The sequence below is a fragment of the Kribbella sp. CWNU-51 genome, from assembly GCF_054073265.1.
Genome location: NZ_JBSXMZ010000007.1, coordinates 346,961 through 372,167 on the forward strand (window position 1 = coordinate 346,961; position 25,207 = coordinate 372,167).

At 69.6% G+C, this 25,207-nt stretch carries 17 protein-coding genes and 1 riboswitch; of the genes, 11 read left to right on the plus strand and 6 right to left on the minus strand.

Features of this window, described 5'->3' with window-relative positions; genetic code table 11:
- The first annotated feature begins 81 nt into the window (after positions 1-81).
- The 3 genes from ACXC9Q_RS10025 (at position 82) to ACXC9Q_RS10035 (ending at position 3,933) form a co-directional block, all read left to right on the plus strand.
- Positions 82-579: a GDSL-type esterase/lipase family protein gene (locus tag ACXC9Q_RS10025; protein WP_457056202.1), complete on the plus strand. Its 498-nt coding sequence runs from the start codon at positions 82-84 to the stop codon at positions 577-579.
- Between the two features lie 68 nt (positions 580-647).
- Positions 648-3,095 (plus strand): glycoside hydrolase family 2 protein, encoded by a 2,448-nt coding sequence (locus ACXC9Q_RS10030; protein WP_457056203.1) that lies wholly within the window; start codon positions 648-650, stop codon positions 3,093-3,095.
- A gap of 91 nt (positions 3,096-3,186) precedes the next feature.
- Positions 3,187-3,933 carry a 3D domain-containing protein gene (locus ACXC9Q_RS10035; protein ID WP_457056204.1) on the plus strand — a complete coding sequence of 249 codons (747 nt, stop codon included), beginning with the start codon at positions 3,187-3,189 and terminating at the stop codon, positions 3,931-3,933.
- 1 nt (position 3,934) lies between these two features.
- Here ACXC9Q_RS10035 and ACXC9Q_RS10040 read toward each other — a convergent pair whose 3' ends face one another.
- Both ACXC9Q_RS10040 and ACXC9Q_RS10045 read right to left on the minus strand, forming a co-directional pair.
- The gene (locus tag ACXC9Q_RS10040) at positions 3,935-5,395 is read right to left on the minus strand and encodes an NAD-dependent succinate-semialdehyde dehydrogenase (protein ID WP_457056205.1); all 1,461 of its coding nucleotides are present in this window, start codon (positions 5,393-5,395) and stop codon (positions 3,935-3,937) included.
- A 33-nt stretch (positions 5,396-5,428) separates the two neighbouring features.
- Positions 5,429-6,502 carry an MsnO8 family LLM class oxidoreductase gene (locus tag ACXC9Q_RS10045; protein WP_457056206.1) on the minus strand — a complete coding sequence of 358 codons (1,074 nt, stop codon included), beginning with the start codon at positions 6,500-6,502 and terminating at the stop codon, positions 5,429-5,431.
- A gap of 423 nt (positions 6,503-6,925) precedes the next feature.
- Between ACXC9Q_RS10045 and ACXC9Q_RS10050 the strand changes: the two genes are divergently transcribed.
- From ACXC9Q_RS10050 to ACXC9Q_RS10075, 6 genes are all read left to right on the plus strand, one after another.
- Positions 6,926-9,913 (plus strand): type 2 lanthipeptide synthetase LanM family protein, encoded by a 2,988-nt coding sequence (locus ACXC9Q_RS10050; RefSeq protein WP_457056207.1) that lies wholly within the window; start codon positions 6,926-6,928, stop codon positions 9,911-9,913.
- A complete protein-coding gene (locus ACXC9Q_RS10055; RefSeq protein ID WP_328525731.1) occupies positions 9,910-10,122 on the plus strand; it encodes a hypothetical protein in 213 nt (70 codons plus the stop codon). Before ACXC9Q_RS10050 ends, ACXC9Q_RS10055 begins: the two co-directional genes overlap by 4 nt.
- Positions 10,123-10,224: 102 nt before the next feature.
- Positions 10,225-13,149, plus strand: coding sequence for an ATP-binding protein (locus tag ACXC9Q_RS10060; RefSeq protein ID WP_457056208.1), 2,925 nt, complete (start codon positions 10,225-10,227; stop codon positions 13,147-13,149).
- 175 nt (positions 13,150-13,324) lie between these two features.
- Positions 13,325-14,554: an ROK family transcriptional regulator gene (locus tag ACXC9Q_RS10065; protein WP_329482523.1), complete on the plus strand. Its 1,230-nt coding sequence runs from the start codon at positions 13,325-13,327 to the stop codon at positions 14,552-14,554.
- Positions 14,555-14,793: 239 nt separating this feature from the next.
- Positions 14,794-18,150: a bifunctional lysylphosphatidylglycerol synthetase/lysine--tRNA ligase LysX gene (gene lysX, locus ACXC9Q_RS10070; protein WP_457056209.1), complete on the plus strand. Its 3,357-nt coding sequence runs from the start codon at positions 14,794-14,796 to the stop codon at positions 18,148-18,150.
- 111 nt (positions 18,151-18,261) lie between these two features.
- Complete coding sequence (locus ACXC9Q_RS10075) at positions 18,262-19,155, plus strand: hypothetical protein (protein ID WP_457056210.1); 894 nt, start codon at positions 18,262-18,264, stop codon at positions 19,153-19,155.
- Between the two features lie 44 nt (positions 19,156-19,199).
- On the opposite strand, the gene ACXC9Q_RS10080 is transcribed toward ACXC9Q_RS10075, so the two are convergent.
- Positions 19,200-19,835, minus strand: a complete 636-nt coding sequence (locus ACXC9Q_RS10080) for a hypothetical protein (RefSeq protein WP_457056211.1) — start codon at positions 19,833-19,835, stop codon at positions 19,200-19,202.
- A 143-nt stretch (positions 19,836-19,978) separates the two neighbouring features.
- Positions 19,979-20,809, minus strand: a complete 831-nt coding sequence (locus ACXC9Q_RS10085; protein ID WP_457056212.1) for a helix-turn-helix transcriptional regulator — start codon at positions 20,807-20,809, stop codon at positions 19,979-19,981.
- A 102-nt stretch (positions 20,810-20,911) separates the two neighbouring features.
- Between ACXC9Q_RS10085 and ACXC9Q_RS10090 the strand changes: the two genes are divergently transcribed.
- Positions 20,912-21,619 (plus strand): SDR family oxidoreductase, encoded by a 708-nt coding sequence (locus tag ACXC9Q_RS10090; RefSeq protein ID WP_457056213.1) that lies wholly within the window; start codon positions 20,912-20,914, stop codon positions 21,617-21,619.
- Here the strand turns inward: ACXC9Q_RS10090 and ACXC9Q_RS10095 are convergent, their stop codons facing one another.
- A complete protein-coding gene (locus ACXC9Q_RS10095) occupies positions 21,620-22,993 on the minus strand; it encodes an L-serine ammonia-lyase (RefSeq protein WP_457056214.1) in 1,374 nt (457 codons plus the stop codon).
- A gap of 80 nt (positions 22,994-23,073) precedes the next feature.
- Positions 23,074-23,166, minus strand: a riboswitch (glycine riboswitch).
- Positions 23,167-23,366: 200 nt separating this feature from the next.
- Between ACXC9Q_RS10095 and ACXC9Q_RS10100 the strand changes: the two genes are divergently transcribed.
- Complete coding sequence (locus ACXC9Q_RS10100) at positions 23,367-24,854, plus strand: alpha/beta fold hydrolase (RefSeq protein WP_457056215.1); 1,488 nt, start codon at positions 23,367-23,369, stop codon at positions 24,852-24,854.
- A 55-nt stretch (positions 24,855-24,909) separates the two neighbouring features.
- On the opposite strand, the gene ACXC9Q_RS10105 is transcribed toward ACXC9Q_RS10100, so the two are convergent.
- Positions 24,910-25,137 carry a hypothetical protein gene (locus ACXC9Q_RS10105; protein ID WP_328525720.1) on the minus strand — a complete coding sequence of 76 codons (228 nt, stop codon included), beginning with the start codon at positions 25,135-25,137 and terminating at the stop codon, positions 24,910-24,912.
- Positions 25,138-25,207 lie beyond the last annotated feature (70 nt).

Consider the following 25,207-nt stretch of genomic DNA (forward strand, 5'->3'; position numbering starts at 1 on the left):
CCCGGCGGACCCTCGTGTTCGCCGGGGACTCGGTCACCGACTGCGGCCGTCGTATCGACCCGGACGGGCTCGGCGACGGCTATGTGCGCACCCTGTACGACGATCTCGGTCAGCGCCGGCCGCGGATCGTCAACGCCGGCATCAGCGGCAACCGACCTGGCTGCCCGGTGGTCCGCCGATGTGCTGGCCCACGAGCCGTCGCTGGTGTCGATCCTGGTCGGGATCAACGACACCTGGCGGCGGTACGACGAGGACGACGCGACGACGGCCGAGTCGTTCGAGGAGTCGTACCGGGCGATGCTCGACCCGCTCACCTGCCCCGTCGTCGTGATGGAGCCCTTCCTGCTCCCGGTGAAGGACGGGCAGGAGGCATGGCGGGAGGACCTCGATCCGAAGCTGGACGTGGTCCGCAAACTCGCCGTCGAGTACGGCGCCATCCTGGTGCCGGCCGATGTCGAGCTGAACCGGCAGGCCGCGGCCGTCGGTGCGGCCACACTCGCGAACGACGGCGTGCACCCGACCGCCGCCGGACACCGCGCGATCGCCGACCTGTGGCGACGCGTCGTGCTGCAAGACTGAAACTCACCGCTCCCCTCGATCGGGGAGTGGTTCGCACCGACTAAACCGGTTCACCTGGGAGAACGCCTGTGACAACCCTCAATGTCGTGCCGTTGACCACCGACGGCGGTGCTGTCTGGACCGTGAGTGCGCTGGAGGGTTCCGCGCCGGAGGGCCTGATCGGGCGGCCGATCACCGCCACGGTGCCCGGCGAGGTGCACACCGATCTGCTCGCGGCGGGCGAGATCCCGGATCCGTTCGACGGTGACAACGAGTCGAAGCTGGCCTGGATCGGCCGGACGTCGTGGCGCTACCGGACCGAGTTCACCTGGACTGCGGACGGCAACAACCGGCAGGAGCTGGTCGCCGAGGGCCTCGACACGGTGGCGACGGTGACGCTGAACGGCCGGGAGCTCGGCCGCACCGCGAACCAGCACCGGTTGTACCGGTTCGACGTCACCGAGGCGTTGATTGCCGGTGACAACGAGTTGGTCATCGAGTTCGCGGGTCCGGTGTCGGCGACCGAGGAGATCCGGGCGACCGTCGGCGACTGGCCGCACACGAACCTGCACCCGTACAACGAGCTGCGGAAGATGGCGTCGAACTTCGGCTGGGACTGGGGTCCGGACGTCGCGACCGTGGGTGTCTGGCGGCCGATCCGGATCGAGTCGTGGTCCGGCGTGCGGATCGACATGGTCCGTCCGTTGGCCGGTGTCGACGGCGACCAGGGCGTCCTGACTACTCACGTCGCGCTCGCGTGGGCCGACGGCGAGGGCGGCGAGGCGTCGATCACCGTCGAGGTCGGCGGCACGACGCAGACGGTGACAGTTGCCGCCGGCACCGAGACCGTCGAGCTCACCTCGACGATCGACGCGGTGGACCTGTGGTGGCCGCGCGGGCACGGCGAGCAGCCGCTGTACGACGTGACCGTCACGGTGGACGACCGGGATGAGTGGAACGGGCGGGTCGGGTTCCGGACCGTGTCGCTGAATGTTGCTCCGGACAACGATGGGACGCCGTTCGTGCTGTCGGTGAACGACAAGCCGATCTACATCCGGGGCGCGAACTGGATCCCCGACGAAGCGTTCGTGACCCGGCTGACCCCGGAGACCTACCGCACCAGCATCCAGGACGCGGTCGGCGCCGGCATGAACCTGCTGCGTGTCTGGGGAGGTGGCATCTACGAGAGCGAAGCCTTCTACGACGTCTGCGACGAGCTGGGAATCCTTGTCTGGCAGGATTTCCTGTTCGCGTGTGCGGCGTACTCGGAGGACGAACCGCTGTGGAGCGAGGTGGAGGCCGAGGCACGGGAGGCGGTCGGCCGGCTGAGCAAGCACGCCAGCCTCGCGGTGTGGAACGGCAACAACGAGAACATCTGGGGGTACGTCGAGTGGGGCTGGCGGGTGCCGCTGGCCGGGCGCGCCTGGGGTGAGGGGTACTACTTCGACCTGCTGCCGAAGATAGTGGCCGAGCTCGACCCGCGGACGCCGTACTCGCCGGGCAGCCCATACTCGTACGACCGCTTCATCCACCCGAACGACGAGCGGCACGGGACGATGCACATCTGGGACGTCTGGAACCAGGTGGACTACACGACGTACCGGAAGTACAAGCCGCGGTTCGTGTCGGAGTTCGGGTTCCAGGGGCCGCCGGCGTGGTCGACGCTGACCTCGGTCGTGCACGACGCGCCGCTGGATCCGTACGGTGCGCAGATGCTCGTGCACCAGAAGGCCTTCGAGGGCAACCTCAAGCTGGATCGCGGGCTCGGGGATCACCTGCCGGGGTGGAAGGACATCGACGACTGGCACTGGACGACCCAGCTGAACCAGGCGCGAGCGGTTGCCTATGGCATCGAGCACTTCCGTAGCCTGTTCCCGTTGAACACCGGCGCGGTGGTCTGGCAGCTGAACGACAACTGGCCGGTGGTGTCGTGGGCGGCGGTCGACGGGCACGGGATCCGGAAGCCGCTGTGGTTCGCCTTGAAGCGCGTGTACGCCGACCGCCTGCTGACCGTGCAGCCGCGGGAAGACGGGCTAGTAGTTGCCGCGCACAACGACACGGATGCGCGGTGGACGGGCGAGATCACGGTCCGCCGGCGATCGACCGGCGCCGACAGCACCGTCCTCGCGCAGGAGACGTTCGCGCTCGAGGTCGAACCACGCTCGGCGGTCCTCAGCTCGGTTCCCGAATCGGTCGCCACGCCGGGCGACCCCCACCGCGAGTACCTCGAGGTCCGCAGCGGCGAGTCGACGGCGTACTGGTACTTCGTCGAGGACACCGCGCTGCGGCTGGCCGGCGACGCCTACACCGCGTCGGTCGCTCCGACCACCGACGGGTACGACGTGACCGTCACCGCGACCGCACTGGCGAAGGACCTGGCGCTGTTCCCGGACCGGCTGGACGCGGCGGCGCGGGTGGACTCGTGTCTGATCACCCTGTCCGCGGGCGAGCGCCACACCTTCCACGTGACGGGCGGGACGGCTCCGGCGCAGGTCGGCGTACCGGTGCTGCGCTCGGCGAACGATCTGGTGAACTGAATTACGTCGAGACCTTGACTAAGTGGGGTGCGGGACCGCTACTTGAGGGTGAAACCTCATGGTCCCGCCCCACCTTGGAGGTCTTGCCGTCATGCCTCGATCGCGTGCTCTGAGCGTCGTTCTCGTCAGCCTTGCCGCCCTTGTCGTCGCACCATCCACCGCGTCGGCGGCGCTGCCGGCCTGTCAGCATTTTTACACCGGCCCGATTCCCGACCGGCCGATCTCCGGTGGTCACGGCGACGGGACGACCGCACCGCCGTACGACGTCAGCGGGCGACTGCCCGCGCCGACGGGGATCGACGGCGGGCTCGGCGCGGACGGGAAGGTGACGTTCACGTTCAGCCGGGTGGCCGGGGCGAAGGCGTATCGCGCGTTCAAGAACGGTCAGGCGCTGCAGTGGATCAGTGACTGGGGTCAACCGACCTTGCAGGTGACTGATGCGAGCCCGTGCGACGGTGCGCACTACCAGGTCTATGCGATGTCGTCGGAGGACACCGCGGCGGCATCGATCGGGCAGATCACCACGTCGTACCGGCTGAACTCGTCCAACCGGCTGGCCGCGTTCGCCCTGGCGCCGGGGACCACGCTGAACTACCGGGTCTCGGCGTACAACGATGTCGCTCAGACCGCGCTCGGCTACAACGCCGGCACCGGGATCTGCGCGGTCGATGCCCGGATCATCCCGTGGGGGACCCGCCTATGGGTGCCCGGCTACGGCCACTGCTACGCGGCCGACATCGGCAGCTGGATCAAGGACGACATCGTCGACGTCTGGTTCCCGCCCGGCCCAGCCGCCGGCAACTGGGGCATCCAGCGCCTGACCCTGACCGTCGAATAGATCAGTCCACGTTGATCGCGACGTACTTGATCTCCAGGTATTCGTCGATGCCGACGGTGCCGCCCTCGCGGCCGAGGCCGGATTGCTTGACGCCGCCGAACGGTGCGGCCGGGTTGGAGACGATGCCCTGGTTGAGGCCGATCATCCCGGTCTCGAGCTTCTCGGAGACACGCAGCGCGCGGGTGAGGTCGTTGGTGAACAGGTAGGAGACCAGGCCGTACTCCGTGTCGTTGGCCATCCGGACCGCTTCCTCCTCGGTCTCGAAGGCGGTCAGTGGTGCGACCGGGCCGAAGATCTCCTCCTTCTGCAGCCGGGCGCTCTGCGGGACGTCGGCCAGCACGGTCGGCGGGTAGAAGTACCCGTTGCCCGAGGCAACCGATCCGCCGGTCAGCGCCCGCGCGCCCTGGTCCACCGCGTCGTCGACGAGCTCGCGCACCTTGTCCCGCTGGGTCCCGTCGATCAACGGGCCGACGTCGACCCCGTCCTCGGTGCCACGGCCGACCTTCAGCGCGGCCATCCGCTCGGTCAGCCGGGCCGCGAACGCGTCCATCACCGGCGTCTGTACGTAGATCCGGTTGGCCGCCGTACAGGCCTCGCCGCCGTTGCGCATCTTGGCCAGCATCGCGCCGTCGACCGCCTTGTCCAGGTCGGCGTCGGCGAACACGAGCAAAGGTGCGTTGCCGCCCAGCTCCATGCTGGTCCGCAGCACCTGCTCGGCGGCCTGCTCGATCAGCTTCCGGCCGATCTGGGTCGAGCCGGTGAAGGACAGCTTGCGCGCGCGGCCGTCCCGGATCAGCGGCTCCATCACACCGCCGGCGTTGTGCGTGGTGATCACGTTCAGCACCCCGGCCGGCAGTCCGGCCTCGGTCATCAGCTCGGCCAGCTTGAGCATCGACAGCGGGGTCTGGGAGGCCGGCTTGATCACCATCGTGCAGCCCGCGGCGACGGCCGGACCGATCTTGCGGGCGCCCATCGCGGCCGGGAAGTTCCACGGAGTGATCAGCAGGCAGGGCCCGACCGGCTGCCGCATCACCAGGAAGCGGCCCTTGCCGTTCGGCGCGATCTGGTAGCCGCCGTCGATCCGGACGGCCTCCTCGGCGAACCAGCGGAAGAACTCGGCCGCATAGGCGATCTCGCCCTTGGACTCCGCGACCGGCTTGCCCATCTCGAGCGTCATCAGCAGCGCGAGGTCGTCGGCCCGCTCGGTCATCAGCTCATAGGTACGGCGCAGGATCTCGCCACGCTCTCGCGGCGGGGTGGCGGCCCAGTCCGCCTGCGCGGCGACCGCTGCGTCCAGTGCGGCCTTGCCGTCGGCCGGACTGGCATCGGCCACGTCGCAGAGCGTCGTACCGGTGGCTGGGTCCTCGACGGCGAGCGTCTTCCCACCCTCGGCCGCTACCCACTTCCCCCCGATGTACAGCTCGGTCGGACACGCCTCGACGACTTCCCGCTCCCGTGACATGAGCCCGCCTCTCACTAGTCGGCAGTACCCACATTAGGCGGTGGCGATGAGTGGTGGGGCGTGCCTCGGGATCGTGCGGACCATGCGGGTCAGGCCGGCGGCGATGGTGCGGAGGATCGCCGACCGGACCAGGCCGTCGAAGGCGAGTGGGACCAGCATGATCTCGTCGGCGGTCGTATTGGCGACCAGTCCACCGAGCTCGGCCACCACGGACGCTCGCGAGCCGACGATGGTGCTCGGGTCGTCCAGCATCCGCTCGGCCCGGCCGCGCTCGCGTCCGGTCAGTGGTTGCTCGAGGACCGCCATCAGTTCGGCCGGTGTCGCTCGCGGTCCCGTCGTACCGAGGCGGGTCTTCACCCGCACGTACTCCGCGAACCGGATGATCGCCTCCTCCTCCGAGTCGGCCGCGACCACACCGACGGTGACAGCGAGGTACGGCTTCACCGTGGGCCCGGTCGGCTCGAAGTGATCCCGGTACGCCGCCACCGCCGCCGGCGTCCCGGCAGCCGCGCAGTGATGCGCCAGGAACAGAGGCAGCCCACGGACGGCAGCAGTCGCCGCAGCACCCGGATGGTCGGCCAGTACGAACACCGGTGGCGGCAAGCCGGCCAGTGTCAGCCGTACGTCGCCCACAGGTGCTCGCCCGGGCAAGCCGTCCCGGAGGAAGCCGCACAGCTCGTCCAACCGCTGCGGGAACGCGTCCCGGGCTCCACCGCCGAGCGCGGCCGCCGTACTCGGGATCAGGCTGTGCTGCTGGCCCACGCCGAGATCGATCCGGCTCGGGTACGCCGCTGCCAGTGCAGCGAACTGCTCTGCGACGACCAGCGGTTGATGGTTGGCCAGCTGCACACCGCCGGCGCCCAACCGGATCCGGTCCGTCCGTGCGGCCAGGACCGCCGCGAGCACAGCCGGTGCCGCGCTGCCGACGCCTCGGACGCCGTGCTGCTCCCCCACCCAGAACCGGCGGTAGCCGAGGTCGTCGGCAGCCTGTGCCACCTCCGCGGTCTCCCGGAGCGCGGCCGCAGCCGACTGACCGGGCAGCTGCGGTACGACGTCCAGCACGGAGTGAGCCGAGACGGGCAGTCCAGGAGCGACAGGGGTGAGCACCTGTTCACCGTTGCAGTGTCCGCGGCATCACACATGGGTGTTCGCCCCCCATGTTCCGGCCGTTCCACACCCATCTGTCCGGGCCTGCCGGGCGGCCGGAAATTGGGGGTTCGGAGCCCTTGCCCGGTGCCGGATCGTCGCGGCATCGTTCCCGGCGATCGTTGCGGATTCGCGGACAGAGGAGGCCAACCAGGAGTGCAGACATCGAGCTGGGAACCGTAGCGTTCCCGACCTGAGCCGGCCGGCCTTCCACCAGAGGCCGCTCGGCCGGGCGCTGCTGCCGCGGGGTGGTCAACCCCCAGTCGTCGCCCCGCGGCAGGCATCGCCGCCAAGGCTCGAACCCGACGCCGCCACGAGCCCCCACCTAAATATGGGGGCTGGTTACCCATGCCCCGACCCCGTCGCCGATGGCAGCCTGTGCGCGTGCTCAACTCAGTGACCACCGGGCGGGCCCGGACCGACCAGCGTGACACCTGGTGGTCCGCGGGGATGCGCCCGCACGAGCTGACCCAGACCGCTCCGGCCTGGGTCGAGTACGTGGAGCGCAGTACCGCTCTCCCACCGAGCGCGCCTGCCGCCGGTCGGGGCCCTGCAGGGACCGGTGTCATCGGCGGCCACACGTCAGGTGGGGCGGCCGAGGCAACGGGTGGGCCCGGCACGGACTGGCGGCAGGCGCTTATGCGCTGCCTGGAACCCCTCCTGACCGCGGCACGCCGCGATCTGGTCGCCGCCGGGCACACCGGCGTCCTGACCGAGCAGTTCCTGCACCGGCTCGGGCTGCGGCTGGTGAAGCTGGCGTCGCGGACGCTGGTGCTGGAGCTCGCCCGCGCCCGCGACCGCGGTGAGCTGGCCGGCGACACCTCGGCCGAACGGTTCCTGGACTTCACCCACCGGCTCGTCGGAGGGAGCGAGCTGGCGGAGTTCCTGGCCGCCTACCCGGTGCTGGCGCGGGTCCTGGGCGAGTCGTGCCGGCAGGCGGTCGAGGGTCATCTCGAGTTGCTGGCACGGCTCGCCGACGACCGTGAGTCGCTGGTCACCGGACTGCTGGGCGGCCGTGACCCCGGCGGGCTGACCGCCATCGAGCCCGGTGGCGATCCCCACCGCGGCGGGCGGTGCACAGCGACCCTCACCTTCGCGGACGGGCGGCGGCTGGTCTACAAGCCCCGGCCGCTCGGCCTGCATCGGCATTTCAACGAGCTCGTCGACTGGCTGAACGACAAGACCGGTCTGGACATCCGCACGGTCGACCTGCTGACCCGTCACGGCTATGGCTGGCTGGAGTACGTCGTACACGAGCCGTGTGACGATCTGGCCGGCGTACGGCGCTTCTATCACCGGCAGGGCGCGTTACTGGCGCTGCTATACGTGCTGGACGGCACCGACATGCACTACGAGAACCTGATCGCCGTCGGCGACCAGCCTGTCCTCGTCGACGTGGAGACCCTGTTCCATCCGAGCAACACACCAGTGGGCTCGCTCAGCCGCGACCCGGCGTACCGCGCGCTTCTCAGTTCGGTCTACCGCACCGCGCTGTTGCCGCTGCTGGTCACCGGCGAGCACGGAGTGGCTGACCTGTCCGGGCTGGGCGGTGACGCGGACGCGGCGGCGCCCATGGGGGTGGTCGACTGGGCCGACGCCGGTCTGGACTCGATGCACCTGGTCCGGCGTCCTGGCCGGACGCACAGCGCCGCCAACCGGCCGCTGCTCGACGGTGCGATGATCGAGCCGCGGGACCACGAGATCGCTGTGCTGACAGGGTTCCGGGCCGCGTACGAGGCGATCGCCTGGCATCGCGACGAGCTGATCGGGCCCGACGGTCTGCTGGCTCGCTGCGCTTCGGACCAGATCAGGTTCGTCCCGAGGAGCACCAGTCTCTACACGGGCCTGCTGGACGAGTCGACGCATCCGGACGCACTGCGGGACGCGGCCGGTCGCAGCCGGCTACTGGATCTGCTGTGGGACGCCGACGAGTCCCTGCGCGACCTGGTGCCTTACGAGCTGGCCGACCTGTGGGCCGGCGACGTACCGCTCTTCACTGCACGTCCGGACAGCCGTGACGTCTGGTCGTCCGACGGCACCCGCATCGCCAACGTCCTCGCCACCGAAGGCCTGGCCGCGGTCGAGGCGAAGATCGCGAGTCTCGGCGACATCGACGAGCACCGGCAGAAGTGGCTGATCTCGGCATCGCTCGCCACCCGGCCGGAGCCGATCGTGCACGCGACGACGGCCAGCAGGCCGTGGCTCGGCGCCACCGAGGCGGACCCCGAGTGCATGCTGGCAGCGGCCACCGACATCGCCGACGAGATCGTCGCGCAGGTGATCAGCGAGCGCGGCGGCGCGGCCAACTGGCTCGGTCTCGAACTGCTCGACGACCACCACTGGGCCATCAGGCCAATGGGTGCAGGGCTTTCCAACGGCTACACCGGTACGGCGCTCTTCCTTGCTCAGGTCGGCGTCCTCACCGGAGCCGGTAAGTACTGCGATCTCGCGCGCGACGCGATCCGCCCGCTCCCCCACTTGCTCGAGGCCTTGGCCGCGGACCCGGAGTCGGCGCAACTCGTGGGACCCGGCTTCCACGGACTCGGCGGCATCAGCTACGGCCTCAACCGCCTCTGCGAACTCCTCGGCGACTCCGAGCTCACCACCTGGTTGGCAGGGGCGCTGGAACTCACCGAGCGGCTCGTCCCCGATCCCACCGAGTTCCCGACGTACGCCGAGGGCGCAGCCGGCGGACTCGCCGCCATGCAAGCGATCGACGGCCTCCCGGCGGCACACAGACTGGCCACGCGGTACGCCGACGAACTGGTAACCACCGTAGAGAGCGGCCTCCGTGGCCGAGTAGCAGCGGATCACGGTTTCGCTCGCGGTTACCAGGGAATCGCGTGGTCTCTCGGTCAGTACGGCGTGCCTGGTGACAGGTACCTGGATGCCGCGCGCGCGGCTGCCGATCTGGATCGAGGGGACCGGCCTGCCGGCCACGGCTGGTGCTCGGGTGACGCCGGCACCGCACTGGCCCGGCTGGCGGCCGGAGTACCCGCGGACCTCGATGCGTATCTGAGGGCCGCAACAGAACGTCCGGTGCTCGCCGACATGAGTCTGTGCCACGGCGAGCTCGGCGCGGTCGAGCCACTGATGTGGCTGGCCGAACGCGATCACCCAGCCGTCGAGGCGGTACGGCGACGCCGTGCCGGGCTGGTGCTCGCCGCAGTACAGCAGTACGGGCCGCAGTGCGGGACACCGCGGGCGGTTCCATCTCCAGGCCTGCTGACCGGTCTGGCGGGAATCGGCTACGGCCTGCTCCGGCTGGCGTTCCCCGAACGCGTTCCGTCCGTGCTGCTGCTCGAACCAACCACCGGGTCGAGGCGCCCATCACAGCGCCGGAACCCACACAGCGACAGGGGAAGCGCATGACCGCCCAGCACCAGCCCGAATCCCAGCCCGACGCCCAGTCCACCGCTCCGGACGCTACCGACCCGCTCGGTCCGATCACACTGCCGAAGCGCACCAAAGTCGGCGCCCGCGCGATGGCCCTGGTCGGCACCGTCGGCCTGAGCACCTTCGCGATCGCAGCCGTCGGCAACGAACTCGCCAGCACCTGGCCGACCATCAGCCTGAACTGACTCGCAGCGAACGTTTGAACGGTGAAGCCGGCCGGCCCTGGGGGGTGACCGGCTTCGCCGATTCACTGCGGGGTCAGCGATACGTCGTTAGAGTTGGCAAGCATGCAGACCCGTTCGCCCAGAGTGGTCGGCAGGGACCGGGAGATCGATCATCTCGACCACCTGCTGGCTGCGGCCCGTGGGGGCCACGGCGGTGCGGTCTTCCTGGTCGGTGAGCCCGGCATCGGCAAGAGCCGGCTGGCCGGACTGGCCACCACCAAAGCACTGGATGACGCAATGGCGACCCTGCGTGGAAGGGTCGGAGCCATCGGCGCCATGGTTGCGTTCCGCCCGTTCACCGAGGCTTTGCTGTCGCTCGTCCGCCGGGGCGAGATGCCCGCCACCGACGGGCTCGGCCCCTACCGTCAGGTGCTCAGCCGGCTGATCCCGGACTGGGACGACGGTACTGCGCACGACACCGCGACCTCGACCGTCGTCCTGGGCGAGGCTGTCCTGCGGCTCCTCGCCCTGGTCGCCAAGGACCGCGGTTGCCTGCTGGTACTGGAGGATCTGCACGGCTCCGATCCCGAGACCCTGGCAGTGATCGAGTACCTGCTCGACAACCTGGAGGACCAGCCGATCGCGCTGGTCGCAACTCTGCGCTCCGAGACCTGCGCGGCGCTCGAGCTGGCCAGATTGTCAGCACAACGCGGAACGGCCGCCCTGATCGAGCTGCCGCCGCTGGACCGGGCCGAGGTCGGCGAGTTGGCCGCCGGCTGTCTCGAGGTGCCCGCGAGCGGCGTACCCGACACCCTGGTCGATCGGCTGTGGCATGACAGCGCCGGAATCCCTTTCATCGTTGAGGAACTGCTGCAGGAGGCGAGCCGGACCGGGCAACTACTGTCCAGGGCCGACGGGAGTGTGCAGGTCGTCGACGGTCTGCAGACGAACGTGCCCGCGGCCGTTGTCCGGAGCATCGGTAGCCGCACCGATCAGCTCGGGCCGCAGTCGCGCGACCTGCTCGTGCTGGCGGCCGTGATCGGTCACCGCTTTCCGCTGAGCGTCGTACGCAAAGCCACTGGGACCGACGAACGGTTGCTGTTGGCCACGCTGCGTGCCGGCTTGGCTGCGCAACTGGTCGGGCCGGACGAGCCGGTGCCTGACTGGTACGCGTTCCGGCATCCACTGACGGCCGATGCGTTGCTAGCCGGGCTGACACCGACCGAGCGTTCCACTCTCGCGCGACGGTGTGCGGACGCGATCGAGGAGCTGCACCCCGGACTGCCGGGCGAGTGGTGCCCGATGGTCGCGGAGCTCGCCGAAACCGGCGGCGACAAAGCCCGGGCCGGCCGGCTGTTCGCCACGGCCGGGAGGCGGTCCTTCGACGAAGGGTCGATGGCGTCGGCGGTGAAGCTGCTGGAGCGCTCGAATGCCTTGCTGGCCGGCGATCCGGACACCACCTGCCGCGCCGAGGTGCTGGGCTCGTTGCTGATCGCCTTGAGTGAGACCGGCCAGTTCGAGACCAGCGGGGACCACGCCGCGACGATCGAGGAGATGGCCGACCGCAACCTGGACAGCCGCAAGGTCGCCGCCCTGCACGTGCAGCTGGCCAACCTCGAACACATGGCCGGTCGCTGGTCGGCCGCACTGACCCAGGTCGCGACCGCGCGGTCGCTGCTCGGTATCGACGCCGCCGACGCCGACATCGCGCCGGTCGACGCGATCGCCGCCAACCTCGAGCTGGCCCGATCGAGTCCCGGCCGGCTGAAGGCGGCCACCGAGCTGGCCACCCGCGCCGCGGCGGCGGCCGAACGGGCCAAGCTGCCCGCGGTGGCCTGCGACTCCCTTCAATTGCTGGGGATTCTGGCCCGTGAGCACGACCTCGATCAGTCGATCGACTACTTCCATCGGGCCCGGCAGGTCGCCGAAGAGCATGCGATGACGTTCCAGCGGGTTTGTTCGCACATCTTCCAGGCGGGGACGATCTGCCTCGCGAACGGGAGCATTCTCGAGCTGGAGCGGGCCCGGCAGCAGGCGCTGCGGATCGGCGCGATCCCGTTGGTCTACGAGGTGGACGGGATCCTCGGTCAGCAGGCGATCCTGCGATCCGAGTACGACAAGGCGGCCGCGATCATCGACGAGTGCCTGGCGGTCACCCGGCGACTCCGGATGGGCCGGTCGGCGACGTACTTCCTGTCCACCAAAGCGATTCTCGAGGCACACCGGGGCCGGCGGGCGGCGATGGAGGCGACACTCGCCGAGGTGGCCAGCTGGGGTGGCGAGCGCGCGTCGTACGAGCTGCCGTACTCCTACGGCCTGGCTCGTGCGTTCTGCGCACTCCTGGAGGAGAACCGCGAACTGGCCGACTCCGACCTGGCCCAAGCCCTCGCGTACGACGCTCAGAACCCGACCACCTTCCACACCTCGGGCAAGAACGGGCTGGGCCTGCTACTCGGCGTCTTGTCCGGCAGGAACGGCTGGGCGCACTTCGAGGCGGTCACTGCGACGGCCGCCAGTGGGATGCGGTGGAACAAACAGTTTGTCCAGCTGGCGCACGCCGTACTGCTCGGGCGGGACGGGCGGTACGACGCGGCCAACGCCAAAGTGGTGGAGGCGCTGGAGACCGCGTCGATCTATCCGCTGGCGCGCTACCTCGGGCTGCGGATGGTGGCCGAGCCGGCGCACGCGGACGGGTGGGGCGAGCCTGTCGCGTGGTTGCGGCAGGCTGAGGACTACTTCCACAACGCGGAGATCCCGGCGGTGGCGAGTGCGTGCCGGAGTCTGTTGCGGCAGCTTGGTGCGACCGTCTCGCAGCGGCGGAGCGGGACCGAGCAGGTGCCCGCGCATCTGCGCCAGCTCGGCGTCACCACCCGCGAGTACGAGGTCTGTCAGCTCCTGGTCGACCGGATCGGGAACAAGTCGATCGCCTCCCGGCTGCACATCTCGCCCCGGACCGTGGAGAAGCATGTGGCCAGCCTGATGACCAAGACACAGCAACCGGATCGGGAGGCACTGAGCAGTTTCGCCCGGACAGTCCTCCAAGACTGACAGCGGCAGGGCCTATTTCGGCACTGGTGCGTGTGCTGGGACATCGGGCCCCTGCAGGGTGATAGTTGTCGACTCACGCATCGGCGTCCGCCAGCCGACGCGAAACACACGTCACGGTAATTTATGAACGCTCGCTTTCTATTAAGATAGGCGGGTGGCAAGCAAGGGGTCGGACATGAGCAAGGGAACGGTCGGCGGCGGCGGTACGACGATGCTGCGGCGGATCAACGTCGCCGCGGTCCTGGATGCGGTCCGCCGATCCGCGCCGGCACCACTCCGCGTGGCCGAACTGGTCGAACGGACCGGTCTGGCCAGACCGACCGTGGCCCAGGCCGTGGACGAGCTGCTGGAGGCCGGCTGGCTGCAGCAGCACGGCCCGGATTCGGCCGACCGTTCACTCGGGCGGCCGGCGATCCGCGTCTCGCTCCGCGGCCGTGCGGCCCCCGTCCTCGGTCTGGACGTCGGCCCGCACCGGGTGACCGTCGGGGTCTCCGACCTGGCCGGCCGCAAGCTCTCCCTGGTACGGCGCTCCGGACCTGGATGGACCGCACAAGAGCTACTCGGGGTCATCGGCGAGGTGATCAACGAGGCGCTCGCGGAGGCCGAGGTGCCGGCCGAGGACATCGCGGCCGTGGTCGCCGCCAGCCCTGGCATCGTGGACGAGCACACCGGCCGGGTCCAGCTGGTCCCGAGTGTGCCGGGCTGGTCCGCGATCGACCTGATCAAGCACGTCCGCGGTCTGCTCGACTGCCCGGTCATGCTCGACAATGACGCCAACCTGGCCGCACTGGCCATCGCGGCGGCTCGTGGCGGGACCGGCACGCTGCTGGCCGTCCAGTGGGGAGAGCGGCTCGGTGCCGGCATCGTGATCGACGGCCGGCTGCACCGCGGTACTGGCGCGGCCGGTGAGATCGGCTTCATCGCCACCGCTCCGGATGACGTCATCAACCCCGAGGACAGCCGGGGTCCGCTGGAGCGTGCGGTCGGCTCGGAGGCGATCGCCGCACTCGGCCGTCAGGCCGCTCTGGACAACCCACAGTCCCGCCTCGCCGAGCTGGGCGGAGAGCAGCTCGACACGGCCGATGTGTTCGCGGCCGCGGCAGAGCGCGACCCGGTGGCTCAGGCGGTCGTGCAACGGGTCGCCCGGGACTTCGCCCGCGCTCTGGCCCCCGCCGTACTGGTGCTGGACCCGACCGCCGTGGTCATCGGTGGCGGTGTCGCTCGCGCCGGCGCCGTACTGCTCGACGCCATCTCGGACCAACTGCGGCTGCTGACCCTCAACCACCCGAAGCTGGAGCTGTCCGCCCTGGCCGAGGACGCCGTGGTCACCGGTGCCATGCGGATGGCCCTCGACGAGGTCTGGCAACGCAAACTCCCCACCCCCGCCCTCACCAGCACCACCTGACGCTCATCACTCATCGGTACTGCCACGACTGTTTCGGTCGACAACCGCTGCGGCGATGGCGTCGTACCTGACGGTTGCCTTCGACAACAGATCGTGGTTCGACCGGCGCCATCGAGGTGCACCCCGGCAGGCACGCCGGCCCGGTATGTCGACCAAAGGATTGACTGTGGCGTCAGCTATACCGTCCAGGTAGACCTAGGGCGACCGAACTCTCAGCGAGCAAGTGGGATGATCGCTTGGTGCGGCCCGAACAGCAGGAAGTGATCCCCGCGTGGAAGCAGCGCTCCGCGGTCTGGGTGGGCCGCGTCGTCGTGTTCGCGGCGGTGTGGTCGTTCCTGGCGATCCCGCTGCACATTTTCGCCCCGGCGTACGTGAAACGCGTCGACATGGCGTTCGACTTCTTCGGCATCCCGGCCGGGCACACCTTCTTCTCGGCCGTCTACCTGGCCGTCGTCGGCAGCGCGCTGCTGCGGGGCAAACGGGCGGCGCTGCTCTGGGTCCTGTGGGTCTTCCAGGCCCTCTGGCTGATCGCGCAGATCGCGGCCGTCGCGTTCACCAGCGTCCGGCTGGCCAACCCGAACGATGCCGAACTGCTCCGCGACTTCGGCCCCGCCAGTGTCCAGGATCTGGAATGGGGCATCGTCCAGGTGTTCGTGGTGGCCGCGATCATCGTGCTGCTGTGGAACATCCGCGCCGCGTTCCCGGCCCGGCTGGCGCCCGGCACCCGGCGGCTCGCGATCGGCGCGCTGGTGCTCGGCCTGCTGATCTCGATCGCGGTGAGCATCACCCTGACCCAGATCTTCCCGCGGACGCTGACCGGTCAGCGGCAGAAGATTGGCTGGGCCGTCATCGCCGCGCTCGGTCAGTCCCGCAACAAGATGGGCGGGCACGAGGGGCACGGCTGGATCGGCCTGACGGTCGGCGCGATCTCGGCCGCCTCGCTGGTGATCGCGTTCTGGATCTTCCTCCGCTCCGTCCGCCGGGTCCGCTACCTCACCCAGGCCGAGGAACTCGAGGTCCGGCGGCTGCTCCTGCTGCACGGCGAGCGCGACTCCCTCGGGTACTTCGCCACCCGGCGGGACAAGGCGGTCATCTTCGCCCCCGGCAACGACGCCGCGATCGCCTACCGGGTGGTCAACGGGGTCAGCCTGGCCAGCGGCGATCCCCTGGGTGATCCGGCCGCCTGGCCCGCCGCGATCCAGCGCTGGCTCGCCGAGGCGCGCACGTACGGCTGGTCGCCCGCGGTCTTGTCGGCGAGCGAGGAGGCGGCCCACGCGTACGTCGATGCCGGCCTGCGGGCGCTGACGCTGGGCGACGAGGCGATCATCGACGTCGCCGACTTCACACTGGAAGGCCGGACGATGCGGCCGGTCCGGCAGGCGGTCACCCGGGTCCAGCGGGCCGGCTATCACGCCGAGGTGGTTCGGCACGGCGACGTGTCACCTGAGGCGATGGCGGAGTACGTCCATCTCGCCGAGAAGTGGCGGGGAGCGCGGACCGAGCGCGGGTTCTCGATGGCGCTCGGGCGGCTGGGCGATCCGGCCGACGCGCGCTGCGTGATGGTGATCGCGCGCGACGCGGACGGCGCCGTACGCGGAGTGCTGTCGTTCGCGCCGTGGGGTGTGCGGGGCGTCTCGCTGGATGTGATGCGGCGGGATCCGGAGTCCGCGAACGGGCTGATGGAGTTCATGGTGACGTCGCTGGTGGACGCCTGCGGCGATCTCGGGCTGCACCGGATCTCGCTGAACTTCGCCATGTTCCGGGAGATCTTCAGCGACGCCGAGCGGGTCGGCGCCGGGCCGGTGCTGCGGCTGACCAGCGCGCTGCTGACGGCGGCCTCTCGGTTCTGGCAGCTGGAGAGTCTCTACCAGTCGAACGAGAAGTACCTGCCGCGCTGGTCGCCGCGACTGATCTGCTACTCGCGCGGTGCGTCGCTCGCCCAGGTGCTGCTGGCGGCCGGGACCGCGGAGGGCTTCCTGCCCGCACCCCGGCCCTGGACGCGTGTCGACAGTGCCCAGACCGCCGAACGGCACGCGATCATGGCGTCGGACGGTGGCCGGTTCGCGAACGCCGTACGGCAGCAGGAAGAGGAGTTGCTGCGGCCGGCGCTGCCCGATCGCAAGCTGACCGAGCAGGAGCTGATCCGCCGGACCAAGCTCGCCGAACTCGTTGCCGCTGGCATCGATCCGTACCCGGTGAACGTGCCGCGGACGGAGACGCTGGAGCGGATCCGCGAGCTGCATCAGAACCTCCCGCCCGATCACCACACCGGCCAGACGGTGTCCGTGACCGGCCGGGTGATGCGGATGCGGAACCACGGCGGCCTGGCGTTCGCCCAACTGCAGGACGGTCTGGCCCAGCTGCAGGTGATGCTGACGGCCGAGGCGTGCGGCGAGGTGCCGCTGGACCAGTGGCGGCGCCTGGTCGACATCGGCGACCATGTCAGCGTCACCGGCGAGGTGGTGACGAGCCGCCGTGGCGAGCTCTCGATCGCGGCGACGGCCTGGCTGATGGCGGCCAAGTGCCTGCATCCCTTGCCGGACAAGCGGAAGGGATTCACCGATCCGGAGGCGCGGGTCCGGCAGCGGCACCTCGACCTGGTGATGAACCCGGACTCGCTGCAGATGATGCGGCACCGCAGCGCGGCGGTCCGGGCCCTGCGCAACGGTTTCGAGTCGCGCGGCTTCATCGAGGTGGAGACGCCGATGCTGCAGGCGGTGCACGGCGGGGCGAACGCGCGACCGTTCGTCACCCACATCAACGCCTACGACACCGAGCTGTTTCTGCGGATCGCGCCCGAGCTGTTCCTGAAGCGGCTCAGCGTCGGCGGGATGGGCAAGATCTTCGAGCTGAACCGGAACTTCCGCAACGAGGGCGCCGACGCGACCCACAACCCGGAGTTCACCTCGGTCGAGGCCTACCAGCCGTACGCCGACTACCACGTGATGCGCGAGCTCACCCGCGAACTGCTGATCGAGACCGCGACCGCGGTGTTCGGCAAGCCGATCGTCCGCCGGCCGGACGGCGACATCGACATCTCCGGTGAGTGGCCGGTCATCACCGTGCACGACGCGGTCAGCCGGGCCACCGGGGTGACGATCGACGCCGGCACGTCGGCCGAGCGACTCCGGGAGCTCTGCGCGGAGCACGGCGTACACACGACCTTCGAGATGACGGCCGGTGAGCTCGTCCTGGAGTTGTACGACGAACTCGTCGAGCCGGCCACCACGCTGCCGACGTTCTACACCGACTTCCCGCTCGAGACGTCGCCGCTGACCCGGACCCACCGATCCGAACCACGCCTCGCCGAACGCTGGGACCTGGTCGCGTTCGGCGCCGAGATCGGTACGGCGTACTCCGAACTGGTCGACCCGGTCGAGCAACGCCGTCGCCTCACCGAGCAGTCGCTGAAGGCCGCCGCGGGCGACCCCGAGGCCATGTCCCTCGACGAGGACTTCCTCCACGCGCTGGAGTACGCGATGCCTCCCAGCGGCGGCCTGGGAATCGGCGTGGACCGCGTTCTGATGATGCTGACGGGCCAGAACATCCGCGCGACCCTCGCGTTCCCCTTCGTGCGGCCGGCTCCGCGGGACTGAGGCCACTCGCTTCCGAGGCAGGTGTGCGCATACCCTGTGCGGCACAGGGTTTTGGGGCGACCTGGGGGGAAGTACATGAAGCGCTGTGCTGCGCTCTGCGCAGGGGTGGGGATGCTAGCCGTGCTCGCCGGCTGTAGCGGCATGCCGGAGGAGACTCCGGTCGCGTCGTCACAATCCACGATCGGTACGACGCCCGCACCGGCGCCGGCCGCGTCAGTACCACCGGGCGGTCCGCTCGGGTCGGCGGCGTACCAAGCGGAGCTGACCAAGCTCGAGCAGAGCCTGGCCGGTCCGTTGCGCACGCTGACCCGGGTGCGCACCGCCGAGGGTCTGACCGAGGCGATGACCACGCTCGCCGACTCACTCGACGCGGCATCGTCACAGCTGGCCGACCTCACGGTGACCGCGCGGCTGACCGCCGTACACGAGGTGCTGCAGGACAGTCTCGGGTCGGCGGCCGAGACCCTGTCGAACTCCGACCGGACGGAGGCGAACGCGCGCTGCGGTGGTGTCGCCTACACCTCGCAGAAAGTGCAGCGGCAGCTGCGGGCGGACCTGAGCGGCGCGACCGTGCCGTTGGACCGGTTGGGGCTGAAGTTCGGCGGCACGCTGCCCGATCCCGGACCGGGACCCAAGACCGTGCGCCCGTCGAACGGTGCCATCGTGATCCGCAGCGGCCCGACCGGCACCGGCCGGCTGAAGGTCACCAACGGTACGGCGAACGACGTCGCGGTCTCGATCGTCACCGACGGTAAGCCGCCGGCCAAGCCGCACGTGATGATGTACATCCAGGCGGGCAAGGCCGCCACAATCAGCCGGATCGGCGGCGCGTACCACATCTACTTCAAGAGCGGCACGGACTGGAGTCCCACCCGTCGCCAGTTCGGCGAGGACTGCTCGTTCCAGAAGTTCGAGCAGGCCTTCGGCCGGAGCGAGAGCTGGCAGGTGAACCTGGAGCCCACCCTCGGCGGCAACGCGAAAACCACCGAGGTGGAAGCCTACTGAGCGTCTCTGTCCCATTGGCGGGCCACCACGATCCGCCGGGCCGCCTAAAGGCCGAGCTTGTTGAGCAGGGCGCCGAGGAGGCCGCCTAGGGAAGGCGAGTCCGGCGGGTCTGGGTTTTCGGGGGTTGTCGGCGGGGTGCTCGGGGTGGTGCTGGTCGGGGGTGGGGCAGTCGGATTACTGGTGGTCGGCTGCGTGGTGGGCTCGGTGCGGGGCGGATCGGCGGGGCGCGTGGGTGGGGTCTTGGTGGCGCCCGGGATGGTCGGCTCGAAGCGGTCGACGATCTGCGTGGTCGGCCGACCCGGGGCCGGCGTCGGGTACGGGGTGTTTTCGCCGGGGACGCGGGCGGTGGTCGCACCGATTCCAGGAGTCGTTGCTGTTGGCAACGGCGCGGGCGGGGTGGTGCCGGGGGAGGTCGGCGTGGCCGTGGTGCCGCGTGGGATCGCCGGGACGTTCTGGCTGGGCTGACCGGGTTCGAGGCCGGCGACCGGGTTGGCCGGGTCGGGGCCACCACCCGGGAGCGGCAGGAACGAGGCCCCGATCCGCGGGCCGCCCGCCAGCGCCGTGAGGAACAGCACGACGTACAGCAGCAGCAGTACGCCGGCGCCGGCGGCGACCTGTCGAAGTCGCTGCGGGTTCTGCCAGGGCGGGCGGCCGGATGCCGTGGCAGGGAACGGTCTCACGGTTCCGCAGAGTAGCGGTTGAACCAGCGCTTCAAACAGACCGTGGAAGAAATTCCACACTGGATCGCAACCTTTTGGCAGCTGGATAACCAGTCCGTACTCGTAGCATCTCTGTCCGTTATTAGGACTGACGCGTTCAGAATTCAGCCGAGGGTTTGCAGGCCGATGACCGACAGCAGACGCAGCTTCTCGGCGGCCTCGCTGTTCGGCGCGGCCGTGTAGACGACGATGCGCAGATCACTGCCCGGCACGGTGAGGACGTCGCAGTCGATGACGAGGGTGCCGAGGCCGGGATGGCGGATGGTCTTCTGCTCGGTCTGATGGAAACCGACGACGGGCTGATCCCAGAGCTGGGCGAACTCGTCGTACCCGGCGCGCAGTTCGTCGATCAGCGCCCTGAGTTCCGGGTCGTGCGGATAGCGGGCCAGGGAGGCGCGCAGGTCCGTCACCATCGCGATCTGGAAGCTGCGGCGCTGCTCGGGTGTCTGGAGCACGCGTTCGCCCGGTGCCGCGTAGTGCCGCCAGATGATGTTGCGCCGGCGACCCCGCCACTCCGACGGGTCCCCGATCAGGGCCGCGAAGAGCGGATTCCAGGTGATCAGCCCCCAGGCCGCGTCGCACACGCAGAGCGGCGCACCCTCCAGCTGATCGACCATCCGGTGCACCCCAGGCGGGATGTACGCCGAGATCCGGCCGGGGGACGGTTCCACCTGGCCCGCGAGGACGAACAAATGGTTGCGCTCGGCATCGGACAGCCGGAGTGCCCGGGACAGCGCGGTCAGCACCTGCACCGACGGCGAGTCCGAGCGTCCCTGCTCGAGCCTGACGATGTAGTCCACCGACAGTCCGGCGAGCTGCGCCAACTCCTCCCGACGCAGCCCCGGTGCGCGCCGCCGTTCGCCAGCGGGCAGCCCGGCCTCGTCCGGGGTCACTCGATCGCGCCACGCGTGCAGTGTCCGGCCGAGCTCACCCATACGCCCAGTATTCCGCGCACCCCCCGAACCAGCCTGGTACTGCCATTCCCTAGGACATCGCGGGCACTACCTGACCGACCGCCGCAGCGCGAGGGTGGAGTCATGACCACGACACTCATCACCGGGGGCAACAAGGGCCTCGGTTTCGAAACCGCCCGTCGCCTCGTCGCGGCGGGACACACCGTGTACCTCGGCGCCCGGGATCCCGAGCGCGGCAAGCAGGCCGCGACCGACCTCGGCGCGCACTACCTCCCGTTGGATGTCACCAGCGACGACTCCGTCGCAGCGGCGGCCCGGCAACTCGAGTCCGAAGCCGGCCGGCTCGACGTACTCATCAACAACGCCGGCATCCCCGGTCCGCGGCACACCGCCCGGGAGCTGACGGCGGAGGACCTGCGGATCACGTACGACGTCAACGTGTTCGGCCCGGTCCGGATGGTGCACCACTTCCTGCCGCTGCTCGATCACAGCGACAACCCGGTTGTCGTGAACGTGTCCAGCGGACTCGGCTCGATCGCCACCGCTGTCGATCCGGAGATCTGGCCTCCCGCCGTACCGGTCTGGGTGTACGCGGCGGGTTACGGATCGTCCAAGGCGGCCCTCAACATGCTCACGGTCCAGTACGCGCGGCAACTACCGGAGCTCCGGATCAACACCGTCGATCCCGGGTTCACCGCGACCGATTTCAACAATCACCGGGGCGTACAGAGCGTCGAGAAGGGCGCGGAGATCATCGTCCGCCTGGCCACGATCGGCCCGAACGGCCCGACCGGCCAGTACCTCAGCCTGGACGGCAACGTGCCCTGGTGATCAGCACTCGATGACGTTGACGGCGAGGCCGCCGCGGGAGGTCTCCTTGTACTTGATCTTCATGTCGGCGCCGGTCTCGCGCATCGTCTTGATCACCTTGTCGAGGGTGACGACGTGCACGCCGTCGCCGTGCATCGCCATCCGGGCCGCGTTGATCGCCTTCACCGACGCCATCGCGTTCCGCTCGATGCAGGGGATCTGCACCAGCCCGCCGACCGGGTCGCAGGTCAGGCCGAGGTTGTGTTCCATCGCGATCTCGGCCGCGTTCTCGACCTGCCCCGGCGTACCGCCGAGGACCTCGCACAAGCCGGCCGCCGCCATCGAGCAGGCCGAGCCGACCTCGCCCTGGCAGCCGACCTCGGCGCCGGAGATCGACGCGTTCTCCTTGTACAGCACGCCGATCGCACCGGCGGTCAGCAGGAATCTGACCGCGCCGTCGTCGGTCGCCCCCGGCACGAACCGCCGGTAGTAGTGCAGTACGGCGGGAATGATGCCGGCGGCACCGTTCGTCGGCGCGGTGACGATCCGGCCGCCGGACGCGTTCTGCTCGTTCACCGCGAGGGCGAACAGGTTGACCCAGTCCATCACCTTCAGCGGATCCACCGACCACGGGTCAGCGCTCAGTCGACGGTGCAGTGAGTGCGCCCGGCGCGGCACCTTCAGGCCGCCGGGCAGAATGCCCTCGGTCTCACAACCCTCGCGGACACAGTCCTGCATCACCTGCCAGATGTGCAGCAGCCCGGCCCGGATCTCCTCCTCGGTCCGCCAGGCGAGCTCGTTCGCGAGCATCACCTCGCTGATCGACAACTGCGACTCGCGACAGCGGTCGAGCAGCTCGGCACCGGTGGTGAACGGGTACTTCAACGGGGTCGTGTCCAGCACGATCCGGTCGCCGGCCGCCGCGTTCTCGTCGACCACGAATCCGCCGCCGACCGAGTAGTACGTGCGCTCCCGCAGTACGGCGCCGTCCGCCGAGCGGGCCACGAAACTCATCCCGTTCGGGTGGTAGGGCAGCGCTTTGCGCCGGTGCATGATCAGGTCGGTGTTCTCGTCGAACGCGATCTCGTGCGTACCGGCCAGCAGCACCCTGCCGCGCTCGCGGATCGTCTCGACCCGCGCGTCGACGGAATGAGTGACGACGGTCTCGGGGTCCTCGCCCTCGAGCCCGAGCAGGACCGCCTTGTTGCTGCCGTGGCCGTGCCCGGTCGCGCCGAGCGAACCGAAGAGTTGCGCTTCGACCCTCGCCGTCGCGGCCAGCAGGCCGGCGTCGGCCAGGCCGAGTGCGAAGGTGCGGGCTGCGCGCATCGGCCCCACCGTGTGGGAGCTCGACGGGCCGATCCCGATGCTGAACAGATCGAAGACGCTGATCGCCATCGTGTGGAGGTTCCTTCCGGTCGCCGTTGACCGTTTGGTGTCCTCCCCACTCTGTTGGACCGGAAGTCCTCCAGAGGTGCCTCGCCCGCGCGGTGAAGGTGCCTGAGAGATTCTTGGGGAGAGTTGCTCCTACGGCGCCCAGGTCACGCCCGGGTCTCTCCCGCACGGGTTCATGCGGCTGTTGAATTGACTGACGGTGTGGACGGTACGGCGCTCCCACCGGCAACGTCAATCCGGCCGATCCGCACCATCAGCGACCGACCCCAACGAGTCCCCCAAGCACCGGCCGGGGTCTGGCGGGGGCTTGTCCCGGATGTGGTGAGGCAAACGGTTGCTGAGGATCGAGGGAGTCCCCAGACAGGAGATTCCGCTGATGAAGTCCCGACGAGTTCTCAGGACCACCGCGTGGGGTGTGGTCCTCGGATTCGGTGCGGCCGGCCTCACCGCGTTGCCGGCGCCGGCCGCCGTACCCAGGCAAGTGACCGTGCAGTGGTCCGACTGCAAGCCCGAGGGCAGGGATGATCCGGAGGAGGTGAAGGGATCGCAGTGCGCGACCCTGCAGGTACCGGTCGACTGGCACGATCCCGACGGACCCACCTTCGGCCTGGCGATCGCCCGTCGTACGGCGAAGTCGCCGGCCGACCGCGTCGGCGTGCTGATGTGGGGCCCTGGCGGTCCCGGTGACTCGGGCGTCGACCGGGTCAAGACCGGGATGTCCCGGTTCAGTCAGAACCTGCAGGATCGGTTCGACGTCGTGAGCTTCGACCCGCGGGGTGTCGCCCGCAGCAACCCGGTGAAGTGCACGGCCGCGCTGCTGGTCAATCAGCCGTCACCGATCATCAAGAGTGCGGCCGAGTTCCGCGCGACCATCCGCTACAACCAGCAGCTCGCGACCGACTGCCGCGACCACACCGGACCGGTGTACGACCACCTCGACAGCTGGCAGACGGTCCATGACGTCGACGCGATCCGCAGGGCGATCGGCGAGTCGACGATCTCCTTCCACGGCAGCTCGTACGGAACGGTGCTCGGCGGCCAGTACGCCGAGACGTATCCGGGCCGGGTGCGCGCGATGGTGCTCGAGAGCGTGAGCGACCACAGTGCCGCGCCGGCGAAGGAGTTCCTCGACGCCCAGGCGGCTGCGGCCCAGGACTCGTTCTCCGAGTTCGTGAAATGGTGCGACGCGGCAACGACCTGCGCAGTGCACGGTCGCGACATCCACACCTTGTGGGCGGATCTGCTCGCCCGGGCCGACCGCGGCGAGGTGCCGGATCCGCAGCACCCGACCGTCGCGATCACACCGTTCAACCTGAGCTTCTTCGTGTTCCGCAAGCTCTATGACCCGGAGTGGGTCGCTCTCGCCGACACGTTGAAGCATCTCGACGCGAGTACGCCGCCGACCGGGCAGGCGCCAGTACCACCCGGACTGGCGTCGTACCCGCTGGCGGTGTTCTGCCAGGACTGGAACCTCGGCGTCCGCGACTATCGGGAGTACGCCGGCCATCTCGACCGGCTGGCCAGGAACAACCCCGACATGCGCTACCCCGGTCAGCTGATGGCGGTGTCGATCTGCCTCGGGCAGCCGCCTGCCGCCAACCCGCAGCACCGGCTGAAGGTCCACGGCCTGAAGACTCCGGTCCTGCTCGCGAACGCGATCCACGACCCGGCCACCGGCTACGACTGGGCCTGGAGCGTCGAACGCCAGCTCGGCAGGTACGGCGTACTGCTCACCTACGAGGGCTGGGGTCACGGCAGCTACAACTCGAGCCCCTGCATGCAGACGACCATCGACGCGTATCTGGTCTCGCGTCAGGTGCCCGAACGCGGCACCAGCTGCGCCGCCGTACCGCCGAAGGGCTGAGAGATCCGGGGCCGGCGCCTCCCAACCAGCACCGGCCCCGGTGCCTGTGTGACCCTCAGACCGGGACGCCGGCCACGTCGAAAACGCGGTCGAGATGGTCGCCGCGGACCAGGCGGCCCGCCAGCAGACGGAGTTCGGCGCAGGCGGTCTCGAGTGCCTGCATCTGCGATCGGCAGTGGTCGACGTACCAGAACGGGTCGTCGGGCTGCGGATCGTCGGCATCGTCGATGTCGGCGTACCAGTGCTGATCTCCGTAGTGGACTACTCGCACTCGCAGATTCATGGTGACTACTCCCCGTGCCCAGGGATCCTGGGTCCCCCCTGGCCCCAGTCGGGGCCGGCTCGGCTGGGCG

Bases quoted from the DNA above. Each gene is read 5' to 3' on its own strand.
- ACXC9Q_RS10025 (WP_457056202.1), top strand. From the start codon at position 82: ATGTGCGCACCCTGTACGACGATCTCGGTCAGCGCCGGCCGCGGATCG.
- ACXC9Q_RS10035 (WP_457056204.1), top strand. From the start codon at position 3,187: ATGCCTCGATCGCGTGCTCTGAGCGTCGTTCTCGTCAGCCTTGCCGCC.
- ACXC9Q_RS10040 (WP_457056205.1), bottom strand. From the start codon at position 5,395: ATGTCACGGGAGCGGGAAGTCGTCGAGGCGTGTCCGACCGAGCTGTAC.
- ACXC9Q_RS10055 (WP_328525731.1), top strand. From the start codon at position 9,910: ATGACCGCCCAGCACCAGCCCGAATCCCAGCCCGACGCCCAGTCCACC.
- ACXC9Q_RS10060 (WP_457056208.1), top strand. From the start codon at position 10,225: ATGCAGACCCGTTCGCCCAGAGTGGTCGGCAGGGACCGGGAGATCGAT.
- ACXC9Q_RS10065 (WP_329482523.1), top strand. From the start codon at position 13,325: ATGAGCAAGGGAACGGTCGGCGGCGGCGGTACGACGATGCTGCGGCGG.
- ACXC9Q_RS10075 (WP_457056210.1), top strand. From the start codon at position 18,262: ATGCTAGCCGTGCTCGCCGGCTGTAGCGGCATGCCGGAGGAGACTCCG.
- ACXC9Q_RS10085 (WP_457056212.1), bottom strand. From the start codon at position 20,809: ATGGGTGAGCTCGGCCGGACACTGCACGCGTGGCGCGATCGAGTGACC.
- ACXC9Q_RS10090 (WP_457056213.1), top strand. From the start codon at position 20,912: ATGACCACGACACTCATCACCGGGGGCAACAAGGGCCTCGGTTTCGAA.
- ACXC9Q_RS10095 (WP_457056214.1), bottom strand. From the start codon at position 22,993: ATGGCGATCAGCGTCTTCGATCTGTTCAGCATCGGGATCGGCCCGTCG.
- ACXC9Q_RS10100 (WP_457056215.1), top strand. From the start codon at position 23,367: ATGAAGTCCCGACGAGTTCTCAGGACCACCGCGTGGGGTGTGGTCCTC.
- ACXC9Q_RS10105 (WP_328525720.1), bottom strand. From the start codon at position 25,137: ATGAATCTGCGAGTGCGAGTAGTCCACTACGGAGATCAGCACTGGTAC.